Below are 15,366 nucleotides of genomic sequence, written 5' to 3' on the forward strand. Positions count from 1 at the left end.
GTCCTCCCTCGCTGATGCCGGCCGCTAGCGGAACCCGATGACACCGTCGTCGTCGAGAGAACCGCTGATCCGGCTGCTCGACGTCGCCGTGTCGAAGAGGCCGCCGTCGACGCGGTAACCACTCGAGGAGCGCTGCTGGTCCTCGCCACCGCCGCCGCCCGCACCGGCACCACCCATCATGCCGCCGCCCATCATGCCCATTCCACCGCTCATGGCGGCGGCGGCCTGGTCGCCACCACCGCCCGGTGCCGAGCCGAGCCCCGACGTCGCGGAGGTGGACGCGCCGCCGCCGGCACCCGCCGGATCGGAGGTCTCGCCGAGTCCACCGTCGTCACCCATGGGATCGCTCAGTGACTGCGGCGACGTCGACTCCGAATCCGCGGCCGGCGTGGTCTGCTCGGTGGCGGCCGCCGGGACTTCGACCGCGCCGGAAGCCGGAACCTCGTGCGTTCGCACGGACTGGGCTTCCCCTTGCGACGCCGGCTCCGGAGCGGCCTGCGCCGTCGCGTGGTCCCTCGCCACCGCTTCCACGGGCTGACCGGAAACGTGCTCGGCGGCATGCCTGCCGCCCGGCACCGCGGCGTCCGAACGGGCCTCGGCGGCGCCGCCACCGGCTCCAGCGGCCGTCTTGGCCACGGGATTCTCTTCGCCAAGGGTGTACGTCGTCGGCTTGCCGCTGCCGTCGTCGACCGTCACCCGGGTGGGCCCGTCCGGCCCGTCCGGCCGCTCCGCGGTGATCTTGAGGGCGCCGTCCTCGATGTGGATCTTGCCGTCCGGACCGGGTTTGAACGCCTGGTCGTCCACACGCGGAGCGTCCGGTTTTTGTGCGGCGTCACGATGGATCGCGCCGCCTGCCGACGTGTCGCCGCCGGGTCCGCGGTTGGGGGTGTCGTCCGGCAACGGCCGCGAGTCGCCGAAGTCGAGCTTGTAGTCCTTCGGCTGCCCTGAGCCGTCGTCGACCGAGATCCCCATCTTGCCGTCCTTGCCGGGCTCGGCCATGGAGATCTTGTGATCACCCTGCTCGACGGTGACGGATTCCGGGCCTTCCGGCTTGACCGCCTCTCCGGTGCGCGGATCGATCGGGTACGCCTCCCCGGTCTCCGGGTCGACTTCGAGCGGCTTCTCCGTGACGGGGTTGATGTTCGGGTCCGGAGGGCTCGGCGGTGCCGGCGGGGCGGGAGGTTTCGCGTCGCCGATCGGCGTGGTGTTGCCGCCACCACCGCTACCGGGCCCTGTGCCGGGACCGCCGGTGTGCCCGCCGCCGTTCTCCTGGCCGCCGCCGGTCTTGAACCCGCCGCCCGACGTTCCGGCGGCCGCGTCGAGGTTGACGAACGGGTTCTCTTCGAGCTGGCTGAAGAAATCGGTCAGCCCTTGCCAGGCCCCGGCGACCGCAGTGTGCGTGTTGGCGCACATGGTCCGGAAGTCGTTCAGGTACTTCGAGTAGAACGGATTGAAGGTTCCCGTCAGGTAGTTTTTGACCTGCCCGATGATGTGCTCGATCGTGTCGCCGTCGAGGTCGCAGTCGTCGTCGTTGATCATGTCGCGCGACTGCTGGTCGAGGAACTTCGAGCAATGCTTGAAGTCGTCCTGGCTCGCGTTGTTGCCGAGCTCCGCGATGCGGATGATCCGGTCCAGATCCTGCGCGGTCACCTCGCCGATCCGGTCGCACGAAGCCTTGATCATCCAGTCCGCCTTGTCACGGCAGAACTTCGCGACCGACCCGGCCGCCGTCATCATCGCGACGGCCGCGTGCTCCGCGCCATCGGCGACGACCTTCGTCTTGGCCTCGTAGTTCTGCTGATAGGTCCGCGCCTGATCGGCGGCGGCCCCCTCCCAGCCCCCGAGGTTCTTGTTCATCTCTCCGGAAACGTCCCCGGAGGAAGTCGCGACCGCTTCCTTCAGCTTCGTGAACTCGTCGGCACCGGCCGCGAATTTGCCGAACGGGATCTTCCGCTGCTGGTCGTACAGCTCACGCAGCTGGTTGACGTCGGCCGGAGCGCCGGAATGCACCGCCGCGACCGAACGGTTGTAGAGCGGGACGAAGGTCTCGATGTTCTGGAAGGACGCTTTGCCGAAGTCCAGGATCTGGTCCGAGGTCTCCGCGGCGGGATTGGTGGCGGTCGCCTTGGCGGCCATCTGATCGAGGCCCGCCCTGGCGTCGGCGTTGGCCTTCTGGTTCGCCTGGCGTCCTTCTTCGGCGAACTTGTCGACATAGCCCTTGGCGTTGCCGTACGCGACCTGAACGCTTTCTTCCAGGCTGTTGATCACCGGGATGTCGGACAGCATCCCGCCCCAGAAGTTGTTCCCGTTGAGATCGCCTTCGCTGATCTTCATCTGCGCCTTTACGGCGTCACGGAAACCGTTCTTGTCCTCATCGCTGGCGAAGCCGACCTCGTCGGGGTCTTCGTCTTCGATGTAGTCGATGTACTGGAGGGCGAGATCCCGACGGACGTCCCAAGGGATGCGCTCGTCGTTGATGATCTGCTCGACCTCGGCGCGGGTCGGGAGGTCGTCTTCTTCCTGGGCGGTCACCGGCCACTCGCTTTCACGGCCTGGTTCGCGTCGGCTTCGTTGGCCTCGTACTTGCCACCCGACGCGTTCAGTTTCTGCGCGAACAGATCAGCGGCCTTGAGGTAGCTGTCGGCCATGTTCGCCAGCCGCGTGACGGCTGGCCGGTACGGGCCGTAGCTCTCCTGGTGTCCCTGCCCGAAGTCCATCGCGATCAGCTGGATGTCCTTGACCGCGGCCAAGGGCTGTTCCAAAGCGTGCTTCGGAATGTCGCTCAGTGCCTTGGCCGCCTGCGTCAACGCCTGCGGATCGACCTTGTGGCCGCCGGCCATGTCTCCCCCTCACCCTGGGCAACGATCTGCGTCGGAGATCAGACGTGGCCCAAGCCCTCCCGGTGCCGTTCCTTGCACACGGAATGTACCGGGCCGGTAACCGCAGCGCAGCGACTTGGGAAGAACGTGAGAGGGCTTACGAGGCGGAGGAGACGACTCCCGCGAGCCTGTCCGCGGCCGCCTGCGCGGTGTCGTGCGCGGGGGCTTCGACCATGACGCGGACCAGCTGCTCGGTGCCCGAGGGGCGCAGCAGGACACGGCCTTCTTCGCCGAGTTCGGCTTCGACGGCGCCGACGGCGTCGCGGACCGCGGCCGAGACGGCGACCGCCGCCTTGTCCGCCACCGGGACGTTCACCAGCACCTGCGGCAGGCGGTTCATGACGGCGGCGAGGTCGGCGAGCGACTTGCCGGTGGACGCCATGCGGCTCATCACCCGCAGCGCGGTGAGGAGGCCGTCGCCGGTGGTCGCGTAGGCGGGGAGGACGACGTGGCCCGACTGCTCGCCACCGAGCGCGAATCCGCTCGCGCGGAGCTCTTCCAGGACGTAGCGGTCGCCGACGGCGGTGGTGACGAGGTCGATGCCGCGCGCACGCATCGCCAGGTGCAGGCCGAGGTTGCTCATCACGGTCGCGACCAGGGTGTTCTTGGTCAGCTCACCGGTCTCGGCGAGGGCGAGCGCGAGGACGGCCATGATCTGGTCGCCGTCGATCAGTTCACCCGCGGCGTCGACCGCGACACAGCGGTCGGCGTCACCGTCGTGCGCGATCCCGAGGTCGGCGCCGTGCTCGACGACGGCGGCACGCAACGCGTCCGGGTGATTCGACCCACAGTGTTCGTTGATGTTCACGCCGTCCGGGTCCGCGTGGATCGCGATGACCTCGGCGCCGGCCTTGCGATAGACGTCGGGGGCGGCGAAGGAGGACGCGCCGTTGGCACAGTCGACGACGACGCGCAGGCCTTCGAGCGAGTGCGGCGTGGCCGACAGCAGGTGCTGGACGTAGCGGTCACCCGCGTCGGGGACGTCCTTCACCCGGCCGACGCCGATACCGGTCGGGCGGGTGACGGGGGCGGCGAGACCGGCTTCGATCTCGTCCTCGATCCCGTCGGGAAGTTTGTGGCCGCCCGCCGCGAAGAGCTTGATGCCGTTGTCGGGCATGGGGTTGTGGGAGGCGGAGATCATCACGCCGAGGTCGGCTTCGAGCGCGCCGACGAGATACGCGACGGCGGGCGTCGGGAGGACGCCGAGGCGGAGCACGTCGGCGCCGGCGGAGGTGAGACCCGCCACGACGGCGGCTTCGAGCATCTCGCCGCTGGCGCGCGGGTCACGGCCGACGACCGCGACCGGGCGGTGCGAGCGGTCGTGGGCGGCGAGGACGCGGGCGGCGCTGGCGGCGAGCGAGAGCGCCAGCTCCGGGGTCAGCTCCTCGTTGGCGAGGCCACGTACGCCGTCGGTACCGAATAGACGAGCCATCTGTCGACCTCCTTGAAAAACCACCACGACAACCTAGCCAGTGCCCCTGCCCACCCTGCCGCACCCCCGGTTCGCCTTTAGCGGGCTAAACGCGACGCGCGCGACTTTAGCGGGCTAAACGCGACACGGGTGGGGCACATGTGGCGGGTGTGACAGGTGGGGCTGGGGGGCGAGCGGGGAACCGAAGGACCCCGGAAACACGGAAGCGCCCATCCGAAAGACGGATGGGCGCTTCCGCGGGTTGCGCCAGAGGCGCGATCAGCGCTTGCTGTACTGCGGAGCCTTACGGGCCTTCTTGAGGCCGTACTTCTTCCGCTCCGTGGCGCGGGCGTCACGGGTCAGGAAGCCGGCCTTCTTCAGGGCCGGACGGTCGTCGGCGTCGACCTCGACGAGCGCACGGGCGATCGCGAGACGGAGCGCACCGGCCTGGCCCGAGATCCCGCCACCGTGCAGGTTGGCGAAGATGTCGAACGAGTCGGGCTTGTCGACCGTCACCAGCGGCTCACGGATGAGCTGCTGGTGCACCTTGTTCGGGAAGTACTCTTCGAGCGTGCGGCCGTTGAGCTTGAACTCACCGGTACCGGGAACGACGCGGACCCGGACGACGGCTTCCTTGCGGCGGCCGACGGTCTGGGCGTTGCCACCGGCGGCACGCGACGGGCGCGGGGCGGCGGGGGTTTCGCTGGTCGCGACGGCGTCGCCGACCGCGGGGGTCTCGACAGCCTCGACGGCCTCGGTCTCGGTGCTGGTCACAGACTGTTCCTCACTCACTTCGCGACCTGCGCGATCTTGGTGATCTCGCGCGCCTGCGGCTGCTGCGCGGCGTGCGGGTGCTCGGCGCCGGCGTAGACCTTGAGCTTCTTCGCCTGGGCGCGGCCGAGCTTGTTCTTCGGGAGCATGCCCTTGACGACCTTCTCGAGCAGGTGCTCGGGCTTGGTGTCGAGCAGCTCGCCGAAGGAGCGCTTCCGCAGACCACCGGGGTAACCGCTGTGCCGGTACGCGAACTTCTGCTCGCGCTTGTTACCGGTGAGCGCGACCTTCTCGGCGTTGACGATGATGACGAAGTCACCGGTGTCCACGTGCGGGGCGTAGGTCGGCTTGTGCTTGCCGCGCAGCAGCGTGGCGACCTCGGTCGCGAGCCGGCCGAGCACGACATCCTCGGCGTCGATCACGTGCCAGGCACGAGTGACGTCGCCGGGCTTGGGGCTGTACGTGGGCAAGGGTCTACCTCGTCGTCAACATTGCGTGTGGGTTCTGTGCGGGCCTAGCGCTTACGCGCCGCAGCGCACAACGACTAATGAAGATACCCCCACGCCCGACCCTACTGCGAAGCGGGGGTCGGTCCGGGGTCCCATACTAGGACCGGCGCCCGGCGGGCGCCCCGCAACTGTACCTCGCCGGTGTGGCGGAACCGCCCACGGCATCATCCTTCGCGGGAGAGGATGAGACGATCCGGACGCGCACCGCGCGCGGGGGACTCGATCAGGGGAACGGCGATGAACAAACGTCCAACGACCATCTTGTGCGTGCTGAGCGCCGTGCTGGCGCTGACCACCGCCTGCGGCCAGGGGCGCGCGGGCACCGCCGTGCCGAAGGGCGACGACGCGGCGACCTACGTCGGCACGAAGTTCGAAACCGCGATGAACAAGCTGCAGGACACCATCGGCCAGCAGCGCGACGTCACCAGCGAGTCGGGCGCCTACTTCCGCTTCGACGAGAAGTACGTCCGCAGCACGATCTCCTCGGCCCGCACCGGGTCCCCGGAAAGCCGGGTCAGCCGCCAGCGCTCGCAGAAGAACCCGGACGACAGCATCGACTGGTACACCCCGGGCGACGGGACCGTCGAGTACGTGTACCTCGGCCCCGTCTACAAGAGCCTCGCCCCGACGCCGTGGGTTTCGATGCTGAAGTCCGAAGCCGGGCTGGCCATCCCCTGCGCGTGGGTCGGGATCATCCACGCCTGCAAGATGGCCGACGCGATCGCCGTGTCCTACAACGCGGACAAGAAGATCGTGAAGGGCGCCAAGAGCCTTCCGGAGAACCGGATCGAGCTGACCGCCGACGTCCCGTTCGGCAAGTTCATCGAACGCCGGGTGGAGATCCTGCCCACGTCGATCAGCAGCGGGATCACGGACGAGATGAAGAAGGCCCCGGTGCACACCACCGTCTCCCTCAATTCGGACGGGACGCTGAACCAGATCGTGATGGAGGCGAAGATCGAGGGCAACGGGCACAAGATCGAGCTGCGCTACGACTTCCGCTTCACCGGCAAGGCGAGCCCGCAGGACCTGCCGAAGCTGCCGGACGCCTCACAGATCACCGTGCTGCCGGACAAGGCGGCCAAGGACGACTTCAACCGCCGCTTCAACGAGCTGAAAGGCGTCTGAGGCATGACCGAACAGCAGCCGCAACAGCCGCAGCAGTGGTGGCAGCCCCCGGCGAATCCCGGCAATCAGCAGCAAGGCTGGCAACAGGAGGGCCAGGCGACCGGACCGCATGCCGGGCAGTGGCAGCAGAACGACGCGGGCGCCGCGAACACCGGCTCCTACACCGGGCAATGGCAGCAGCAGCCCGGCGTCACCGGCTCTTTTTCCGGGCCCTGGCAGCAAAGCGCACCCCCGGCGCAGGGCCCGGGGTGGCAGCAACCGCAGCAACCGCAGCAGCAGCCGATGCCGCAGCAGCAGGATTGGCAGGCACAGCAACAAAGTCCGGGTACTCCCCCGCAGGGTCAGTACGGCGGAGGGTTCCAGCCCGCGCAGCAGGCACAGCCGTCTCAGTACGGCGGGCTCGGTGCCTTCGGAGCGGAGCCCGCGAAGAAGCCCAAGGCTTCCAAGAAGACCTTGCTGATCGGCGGGATCGCGGCGGCCGTCGTGGTCGCGGGCGGCGTCGGAGCCTGGCTGCTCGGCGCGTTCGCCGGTGACACGCTCGATCAGAAATCGGTCCAGGACGGTGTCGTCCGCGTGCTCAACGAAAACTACGGGGAGCCGGACGTGAAGAACGTCAGCTGCCCTTCCGGCCAGCCGGTGGAGAACGGCGCCACGTTCGACTGCTCGATCGATCTTTCGGGACAGCAGAAGAAAGTCACCGTCCGGGTGCTGAACACCACCCCGGAATTCGAGGTCGGCGCGCCGCACTGACCGGTGCGGACACGGAAAAGCCGCGACGGCGACCGTCGCGGCTTTTCCTTCGACACAAACGAAACGGCGGGCTCGGCATCCGAAGATGCCTGCCCGCCGTTGCTCGTTGGAGCCGGGAGACTCAGAACAGGCCGGTGACGCCCTGCTCCGTGGCCTGGTAGCCGTCGGCCAGCTGCGGCAGCACGCCGGCGACCTGCGCGAGCAGCTGCTTGAGCTCCTCGAACTTGTTGTCCCACTCCTGCTGAGCGGCCATGTACGCGGTCTTCGCGTCACCGTCCCAGGTGTTGACCAGCGGGGCCAGGTCGCTCTTCAGCTGCCCGAAGAGGGACTCCAGCTCGCCACCGGTGGTCTTGCAGTCGTCGGCCGCCGCGTGGATCGTGGCGTAATCGACCTTCAACTCGCCCATGGGTTCCTCCAGTGATTAAGAATGGTCTTGGTTTGTACGGGGTGAAGCAAGATCAGCCGAGGACGCCGAAGCCCTTGTTGACCGAGTTGATGAGTTCCTGCTGCTGCTGCTCGGAAGCGTTGTACTTCGAGCCGGCCTGCTCGAGCAGGTCACCGATGTTCTGGAGGGCCTGGTTGAGCCCACGGCCCGCTTCGTCGAAGCGCTTCATCACGTTGTTGAACGCGATCGAAGCGTCACCGGTCCAGCCCGCGCGGGTGGCCTCGATGTTGTCGCGAAGCTTGCTCAGGTTCTGGTCCATCGAAACGCGGACCTCGGTCACGCGCTTCTCGGACTGAGTGAACTGCTCAACTGTCCCGGTAAATCCGCCAGCCATGGGAGCTACCCCCTTCGTTCGTGGTTATCCGTACTCGGTGAAGTTCGTTTGGTACGGACCTACGACGGAGACACTGCCACGTCTGGTTCCCTCTTGTCGCTCGTTGGTTTCAAGTAGTTGCTTGCGTTAACGCTCCCGGCGGGAACCGCCCGCGGGAATCCGGCCCGCGCCCTGCGATTCACGCGGGAAAAAGGGCTTCCACCACGCGATTTAGCGAATGCACAGCGGCCGGTCAATCGCCGCGGCTCATGATTCGCGACTGCGAAAAGTCCTCGTCGTCGTCACCCACACGTGGCCGTCTGGACACGGGTTCCGGCCGAAGGGGAACCAAATCCGCCGCCGGGGGCAAGGCGGGAACGGGAAGACCGGCGCCCGCGCGGAACCGTTTCGCGGCGTTCCGGACGACGGCGGGGGTCGGCGCGGTCTCCCCGCCCGCGAGCCGTCCCTTGCCGAATTGCTTCGCGAGTTCGGCGTTCTCGCCCCGGCGGCGTTCGTAGCGCGCCTTGGCCGTACGGGCGACCTGCCGGGCATAGGTGACCGCGTCGCGTCCTGTGCGCGCGAAGTGCTCAGCGGCGGTCTCGGGTTCGGGTGGCATGAGCCTCCCCCTTCAGTTGACGACCACCATCGTTTTGACGACCTGCTCGCAGGCCGCGCTCACCCGTTGTTCGTGCGGTGAGCCGGTGCCGTACTGGCAACCGATGTGGACGCGGATCTTTCCCTGAGCGACGACGTACCAGTCGACGCGGGCACTCGGTTTGCTTTCGCGGTAGTAGATGACGGACTTGCCGGCGTATTCCGCGGCGCCGTTGAAGCCGCTGTACTTGTCCGGCTCCAGCCGTGCCAGGCCGCCGAGTTCGTCGACGAGCTTCTGTCTGTCCGCAGTCGCGTCGTAGTCCATCACGTTCTCTTGGGCGACCACGAGGTCGTCACCGGTGAGGGAGTCGCTCGGATGGATCACCACCTGACGTTTGGCGACGCGGTCGTCGGTCTGCGTCCAGTCCGGCGGCGCGATGAAGCGGTAGTCGTACTGGGCGAGCGTCCGGCCCTCCGGCTCGGCCTCGCCGCTGTTGACCGCGAAGAGGACGCCACCGGCGATCGCCGCCACGACCACCACGGCCGCGGCGATGATCCAAGGCGTCTTCTTGTTCTTCCCGCCGCGCTCGGCGGGCTTGGTCTCACGAGCGGGCTCACCCGGCCGCCACTGCGGCAGGGGCGCCACCCCCTGCTGCCCCATGGGCGGCGATGGCGGCCCCTGCTGCCGCGTCGCGTTTAGCGGGCTAAACGCGCTCTGCGGGGGTGGGCCGGGAGGGAACGGGGGACGCGGGGCATCGGGACGCCGGTCGGCGGGAGCGGGGACAGGCGCGGGGGCACCGCCGACCCGGGACACCGCGGAGCCCGCCAGCGAACCCGTCCGATCCGGGTCGATCAGCACGGCCCGCAGCGCGCCGCGGGCGACCACGGTCTCCGGCTGGTCCAGCGTGGTGGGGACGACCCCGGTCCGCTCGTGCACCAGCCGGGACACCATCGGGATCCGGCTCGACCCGCCCACGAGGAAGATCGCCGTCAGTTGCTTCGGGCGCAGCCCGGAATCGCCGATCGCGGCCACGGTCAGCTCCACCGCGCGCCCGAGCGGCCCCGCGATGAGCCGCTCGAGGTCCTCCCGGGTCACATGCGCGTCGGCGAACGGCGGCGGCATCGGGACGTCGGTGTACGCGTGCCGCGACAGCGTCTCCTTCGCGCCGCGCACGTCCTGCCGCAGCACGCGGCGCCGTCGCCTGTCCGTGAGTTCGCGGCCCTCGACGAGCTTCCGCCATTCCGGCGGATCGACGGACGACACGAGCGAACCCACATGCTCCAGGAGCGCCTGATCGACGTCCGCTCCCCCGAAGCTCGGATCCCCCCGGGTGGCCAGCACCTGGAACCCGGCGCGTTTAGCGGGCGAACTGCGATCCGCCGGGCTGCCGGGCATGCGCTGCACCACGGAGACGTCGACGGTGCCACCGCCGAGATCCAGGACCGCCAGAGCGTCTCCCGGGCGGCCGCTGAACTCGACGGTGCGCTCGGAGTTGAGGTCGGCCGGGGCGAACGTCGCGGCGTGATAGACCGCCGCGGCGACCGGCTCCGGCACGAGCGCGACCTGGCGCGCGAGCCCACCCGCGGCCTGCCGGAGCAGCCGGGTCCGGGTCGCGCCCCAATCCGCGGGATGGGTCAGGACGAGCAGCTCGACCTCGGCGTCGCCGGCGAGCCGCCGCGCCTCGGTCACCGCGCGCTTCAGCACGGCGTGGACGACGTCGGTCACGCGGAGGACGTTGTCGCCCAGCAGCAGGTCGCCTTCGTCGATCCGGCGCTTCGGATTCGGCTCGTAGCGCGACGGGTCCACCGCCGCCTGCCGTTCCGCCTCCTGGCCGACGAACAGCGTCCCGTCCGGCGCGGCGTAGACCGCCGACGACATCAAGGGCTGCCCGTCCACCACGACGACCTGCGGCTCGCGGCCGTTGATCGAAGCGACTACGCAGGTGCTCGATGTCCCGAAGTCCACCGCAACCCGCACTGTCACAAGCCACTCCCGCAGATCGTCGTCGTCACCCCACGCCCGGCCCTTCCCTCACCTGGTTCCGCGGGAGGTCAGTCCGGCTGGATCCACGAGACCTGCATGAGCTGCTTGCCGTGCTTCCGGGTGACGAGGTTTCCTCGTCCCGGCGGCATCTGGCTCGGCTTCACGTTGGCGACCAGGTTGCCCTCGTCCCGCGAGCCGTTCATGACCATACCGGGCGCCGCGATCTCCCTGAGCTTGCCGAGGATCGGGTCGAACATCGCCCGGCTCGCGCCACCACTGCGGCGCACGACGACGATGTGCAGACCGACGTCCTTCGCCTGCGCGAGGAACTCGGCGAGCGGCTTCAGCGGGTTGCTCGTCTGCGTGGCGACCAGGTCGTAGTCGTCGACGATGACGAACAGCTCCGGACCGGTCCACCAGGACCGCGTCTTGAGCTGTTCCTGCGTGACGTCCGGGCCGGGGAGGCGCCGGGTCATCGACCCGTGGACGTCCTTGACCATGCTCTCCAGCTGCGCGGCGGACACCGCGTAGCCGAGCAGCTGGTCCCCGCCGATGAAGCCGAGCATCGTGCGCCGGTAGTCGACGAGGATGATGACCGCTTCCTGCGTCGTGTACCGCTCGGTGATACCCCTGGTGATCTGGCGCAGCAGGTTCGTCTTGCCCGACTCGCCGTCCGCGAACGCGTAGAAGTGCGAATCGGCGGCGAAGTCGAGGTAGATCGGCTGGAGGTCTTCCTCGTTGACGCCAATCGGCACCAGCTTCGTGTTGCGCTTGGAGTCGATGGCCAGGACCTCGTCGTAGGTGACCATCTCCGGCAGCAGGCGGACCTGCGGCGCCGGGCGGCCCTTCCACGCGGCCTTGATCTTCGCGACCGCGTCGGCGACGCCGGCGGCGACGTCGTCCGGGTTGCTCGATCCGTCGATCCGCGGCAGACCGGTCAGCAGGTGGAGCTTGTCCCTGGTGAGACCGCGGCCGGGGCGGCCGGCCGGAACGTTCACCGCGACCCGGCGGTCGATGTCCGACTCGCTCGGGTCACCGAGACGGAGCTCGAACCGGGTACCGATCATGTCCTTGATCGCCGGGCGGATGTCCGCCCACCGGTTCGCCGCGATGATGACGTGCACGCCGTAGGAAAGACCCTGGGTGGCGAGCTTGGTGATCGAGGTCTCCAGCTCGTCGAAGTCGTCCCGCAGGGCCTTCCAGTTGTCGACGATCAGGAACGCGTCGCCGAAGGCGTCTTCCTCGGGCTTGATCTCGCCCCGTCGCTTGCGGTTGCGGAACTCGTTCATCGAGTCGATGCCCATGGCACCGAACCGGCCTTCCCGCTCGGTGAGCAGGGTGGTCAGCTCGGCCACGATCCGGCGGGCCTTGTCCGGCTCGCGCCGCGCGACCGCGACGCCACCGACGTGCGGCAGGCCCTGGAGACCGGCCAACGTACCGCCACCGAGGTCGAGCGCGTAGAACTGCGCTTCCTCGGGGGTGTGGGTCAGCGCCATCGACATGATCAGCGTCCGGAGCATGGTCGACTTGCCCGACTGCGGACCGCCGACGATCACACCGTGCCCGGCGCCACCGGAGAAGTCGGCCCACAGCAGGTCACGACGCTGCTCGTACGGGCGGTCGACGATGCCCATCGGCACCTGCAGCCGTCCGTTGCCGAAGAACCCGACCGGGGAAAGACCGCGGTCGTCGGTGGGGTTCAGGTTCGGGAGCAGGGTGTCGAGCGAGTTCGGCTCCTTGAGCGGCGGCAGCCAGACCTCGTGCGCGGGCGGGCCCTGGCCGATCAGCCGGGACACGATCACGTCGAGCTCGCTGGGCTCGACGGCCTCCTCCGACTTGGCCTCTTCCACCGGCGCGGCCTCGATCTGCTGCGGCTCCGGTTCCTTCGGCAGTTCGACGAAGTCCGGGACGAACAGCTGCGGGCGCTTGTCCGCGCGGACCACGGTCGCGACCGGGCCTGCGGCCTTGATCCCCGCGGGCCGGTACGGGCCCGAGACGTACGAGGCCTTGAAGCGGACCAGCGTCGAGGTGTCGTACTTGAGGTAACCGCCACCGGGAACGGACGGCAGCTCGAACGCGTCGGGCACGCCGATCGCGGCACGGGATTCCGCGGCGGAGAAGGTCTTCAGACCGATGCGGTAGGAAAGGTGCGAGTCGAGACCGCGCAGCTTGCCCTCTTCGAGTCGCTGCGACGCGAGGAGCATGTGCATCTGCAGCGACCGGCCCAGACGGCCGATGGCGACGAACAGGTCGATGAAGTCCGGCTTCGCGGCCAGAAGTTCGGAGAACTCGTCACAGACGATGAAAAGCGCGGGCAGCGGATCGAGGTCGGCGCCGTTCTCGCGGGCCTTCTCGTACTCCCAGACGTTCTTGAAGTTACCGCCGTTCTTCAGCGCTTCCTGGCGCCGGTTCATCTCGCCGGCCAGCGCGTCCTTCATGCGGTCGACCAGCGTGACTTCGTCCGCGAGGTTGGTGATGACCGCGGAAACGTGCGGAGCGGCGTCCAGACCGAGGAACGTCGCACCACCCTTGAAGTCGACGAGGACGAAGTTCAGCGTGCTCGACGAATGCGTGGCGAGCATGCCCAGCACCAGGGTGCGGAGGAACTCCGACTTACCGGAACCGGTCGCCCCGATGCACAGGCCGTGCGGGCCCATGCCCTCCATCGCGGCTTCCTTGATGTCCAGCTCGACCGGCTGGCCGTACTCGCCCACGCCGAACGGGACGCGGTAGCGGTCCCGCACCGGGCGCGGCCGCCATGCCTGCTGGACGTCGAAGGTCATCGGGTCGCCGGGGATGCCCAGCAGTTCGAGCAGACCGGGGTTGGACAGCAGCGGCTCTTCCTCGGCGGCGTCCTGCGCGGCGGTGCCGACGCGGTACGGGGCGAGGAGCCGGGCCAGCGCTTCGGCCTCGACCACGCTGAGCGTGTCCGGACGGCCGAACCATTCGACGCCGCCGGCGCTGCGCGCGCCGAGCCGGTCTTCCTCGACGACCAGCCGCAGACCACGACGGGCCGCGAGGTTGCCGATGGAGTCGGAAAGGTCGATCAGGGTGACGCCGACCAGACCCTCTTCGAGGATGATCTGCTCTTCGCGGGTGACCTCGGCGTCGTCGACGATGATGACGATGTGCGGCTGGTCCGGGGCGGGCGTCGCGTTGCGCGAGAACCGCTGGCGGTCACGGAGTTCTTCGTCGAGCCACTGCTCGATCTGCGCGAGGGAGCCCGCCATCATCCGCAGCTGGCCGATACCGTCGGCGAGCGCCGGGTGCTGGGCGTGCGGCAGCCACTTCGCCCACTCCCACTCCTCCTTGGCACGGCCAGCCGTCGCGACCGCGATGAGGACGTCGTCGGGGCTGTGGAAGGTGACCAGCTGGGCCAGCATCGCCCGGGTGAGGCCGCGGGTCAGACCGCGGTCGCCCTGCATGCTGACCGCGGCGAACCCGCGGAGGGTGATCTGGGTCGGCAGATCCGGGACGATCGAGTGCGCACGGACGAACCGGCGCAGCGCGAGCGTGGCGATCGGCTCCAGCTCGTCGACCGGGCCGGTCTGCGGCGGCACGAGCCGCGTCGCGAGGCGGTGCGAGCTGCGGCCGACGCGGAGGTGGAGGAAGTCCTGGTCGTTCTGGCGGCGTTCCCACATGCGGCGGCTCGCGGCCAGCGACCACAGGGTCTGCGGGTCGGGGTGGACCCATTCGAGCGCGGCGCGCTGGTCGACCATGGCCTCACGGGCCCTGTCGCGCATCTGGCCGAGGTAGCGCAGGTAGTCCTTGCGGTCCTCGTCCATCTCGGCCTTTTTGGCGCCGCCGCCCTTGCCCGCGCCGCCGGCCATCATGCCGACGGTGCTGAGCACCATCATGCCGCCCATCATCATCATCATGGGATTGCGTCCACCCGTGGTGAACATGAAGACCATCATCCCGAGGGAAGCGACGATCATCACCGCGGGGAGCAGCTTCATGACGATGTTGCCCGGGATGGTGCGGGGCACCTCAGGCGGCGGTTCGAGATGCACCTCGCCGCCCGGCGGCCGCGGCGCCGCCAGGCGCGGTGACTTCTTGAACTGCAGCGTGCTCATCGAAGGACCCCTCTTCAAACTCGACGATGGCGGCCACCGTTGGTGCGCGTACGGGTGCGCGAGACAACCTATCGAACGTGGCCGGTGAAATCCGGACAACGCCGAGAACGGCCCCGACCGGGACCATACGCATTCCGGGAGTGTAGGGCTCCGGCCGCGCCGACGTGCGTTTAGCGGCCTAACTGCGATCCGGCCGCCCACCCGCCCGACGTGCGTTTCGCCCCCTAATCGCGATCCGGCCCGCCCAGCCGCCCCACGTGCGTTTCGCCCCCTAAACGCCATCCGGCGGCCGGGGCTCCCAGATGCCCGGGGCTCCGGCGCGTGACGTTTAGCCCGCTAAAGTCGACGCGCCGGCAGCCGGGAGCGGGCTTCGGAGGTCGCCTCTCCTACTTTTGCCGGTCTTTTTCCGACAGTCGATGATGTGGGCACCCGGGTTCGGTATAGGTTCCCCCGGGAGCAGACTCTCAGGGCAGGGGGAAGGCAGTGGCAACGGGCACGACGGTATT

The 15,366-nt window shown here is 68.7% G+C and carries 12 protein-coding genes; 2 read left to right on the forward strand and 10 right to left on the reverse strand.

Features of this window, described 5'->3' with window-relative positions; translation table 11 throughout:
• Positions 1-24: 24 nt before the first annotated feature.
• From ED92_RS02520 to rplM, 5 genes are all read right to left on the reverse strand, one after another.
• On the reverse strand, positions 25-2,532 hold the full coding sequence (locus ED92_RS02520; RefSeq protein ID WP_037332642.1) for a hypothetical protein: 2,508 nt from the start codon (positions 2,530-2,532) through the stop codon (positions 25-27).
• The gene (locus ED92_RS02525; protein WP_037332644.1) at positions 2,529-2,840 is read right to left on the reverse strand and encodes a hypothetical protein; all 312 of its coding nucleotides are present in this window, start codon (positions 2,838-2,840) and stop codon (positions 2,529-2,531) included. The genes ED92_RS02520 and ED92_RS02525 overlap by 4 nt, the downstream gene beginning before the upstream one ends.
• A gap of 136 nt (positions 2,841-2,976) precedes the next feature.
• The gene (glmM, locus tag ED92_RS02530; protein WP_037332646.1) at positions 2,977-4,311 is read right to left on the reverse strand and encodes a phosphoglucosamine mutase; all 1,335 of its coding nucleotides are present in this window, start codon (positions 4,309-4,311) and stop codon (positions 2,977-2,979) included.
• 258 nt (positions 4,312-4,569) lie between these two features.
• Entirely contained in the window at positions 4,570-5,064 is a 495-nt protein-coding gene (rpsI, locus tag ED92_RS02535; RefSeq protein WP_007031073.1) for a 30S ribosomal protein S9, read from the reverse strand.
• 14 nt (positions 5,065-5,078) lie between these two features.
• Positions 5,079-5,531 (reverse strand): 50S ribosomal protein L13, encoded by a 453-nt coding sequence (rplM, locus tag ED92_RS02540; RefSeq protein WP_016331117.1) that lies wholly within the window; start codon positions 5,529-5,531, stop codon positions 5,079-5,081.
• A 276-nt stretch (positions 5,532-5,807) separates the two neighbouring features.
• Here rplM and ED92_RS02545 point away from each other — a divergent pair, with 276 nt between their 5' ends.
• Together ED92_RS02545 and ED92_RS02550 are read left to right on the forward strand one after the other, a co-directional pair.
• Positions 5,808-6,698: a hypothetical protein gene (locus tag ED92_RS02545; protein WP_037332648.1), complete on the forward strand. Its 891-nt coding sequence runs from the start codon at positions 5,808-5,810 to the stop codon at positions 6,696-6,698.
• Between the two features lie 3 nt (positions 6,699-6,701).
• On the forward strand, positions 6,702-7,448 hold the full coding sequence (locus tag ED92_RS02550; RefSeq protein WP_037332650.1) for a DUF4333 domain-containing protein: 747 nt from the start codon (positions 6,702-6,704) through the stop codon (positions 7,446-7,448).
• 121 nt (positions 7,449-7,569) lie between these two features.
• Here ED92_RS02550 and ED92_RS02555 read toward each other — a convergent pair whose 3' ends face one another.
• The 5 genes from ED92_RS02555 to ED92_RS02575 form a co-directional block, all read right to left on the reverse strand.
• Positions 7,570-7,854, reverse strand: coding sequence for a WXG100 family type VII secretion target (locus tag ED92_RS02555; RefSeq protein ID WP_037332651.1), 285 nt, complete (start codon positions 7,852-7,854; stop codon positions 7,570-7,572).
• Between the two features lie 52 nt (positions 7,855-7,906).
• A complete protein-coding gene (locus ED92_RS02560; protein ID WP_081975678.1) occupies positions 7,907-8,227 on the reverse strand; it encodes a WXG100 family type VII secretion target in 321 nt (106 codons plus the stop codon).
• A 232-nt stretch (positions 8,228-8,459) separates the two neighbouring features.
• Positions 8,460-8,822 (reverse strand): hypothetical protein, encoded by a 363-nt coding sequence (locus ED92_RS02565; RefSeq protein ID WP_037332653.1) that lies wholly within the window; start codon positions 8,820-8,822, stop codon positions 8,460-8,462.
• Between the two features lie 12 nt (positions 8,823-8,834).
• A complete protein-coding gene (locus tag ED92_RS02570) occupies positions 8,835-10,784 on the reverse strand; it encodes a type VII secretion-associated protein (protein WP_037332655.1) in 1,950 nt (649 codons plus the stop codon).
• A gap of 68 nt (positions 10,785-10,852) precedes the next feature.
• Positions 10,853-14,860 (reverse strand): type VII secretion protein EccC, encoded by a 4,008-nt coding sequence (locus ED92_RS02575; protein WP_037332658.1) that lies wholly within the window; start codon positions 14,858-14,860, stop codon positions 10,853-10,855.
• Positions 14,861-15,366: the final 506 nt, after the last annotated feature.

The organism is Amycolatopsis sp. MJM2582 (assembly GCF_000754115.1).
GTDB lineage: Bacteria > Actinomycetota > Actinomycetes > Mycobacteriales > Pseudonocardiaceae > Amycolatopsis > Amycolatopsis japonica.

Bases quoted from the DNA above. Each gene is read 5' to 3' on its own strand.
- ED92_RS02525 (WP_037332644.1), bottom strand. From the start codon at position 2,840: ATGGCCGGCGGCCACAAGGTCGATCCGCAGGCGTTGACGCAGGCGGCC.
- glmM (WP_037332646.1), bottom strand. From the start codon at position 4,311: ATGGCTCGTCTATTCGGTACCGACGGCGTACGTGGCCTCGCCAACGAG.
- ED92_RS02545 (WP_037332648.1), top strand. From the start codon at position 5,808: ATGAACAAACGTCCAACGACCATCTTGTGCGTGCTGAGCGCCGTGCTG.
- ED92_RS02550 (WP_037332650.1), top strand. From the start codon at position 6,702: ATGACCGAACAGCAGCCGCAACAGCCGCAGCAGTGGTGGCAGCCCCCG.
- ED92_RS02555 (WP_037332651.1), bottom strand. From the start codon at position 7,854: ATGGGCGAGTTGAAGGTCGATTACGCCACGATCCACGCGGCGGCCGAC.
- ED92_RS02560 (WP_081975678.1), bottom strand. From the start codon at position 8,227: ATGGCTGGCGGATTTACCGGGACAGTTGAGCAGTTCACTCAGTCCGAG.
- ED92_RS02565 (WP_037332653.1), bottom strand. From the start codon at position 8,822: ATGCCACCCGAACCCGAGACCGCCGCTGAGCACTTCGCGCGCACAGGA.
- ED92_RS02575 (WP_037332658.1), bottom strand. From the start codon at position 14,860: ATGAGCACGCTGCAGTTCAAGAAGTCACCGCGCCTGGCGGCGCCGCGG.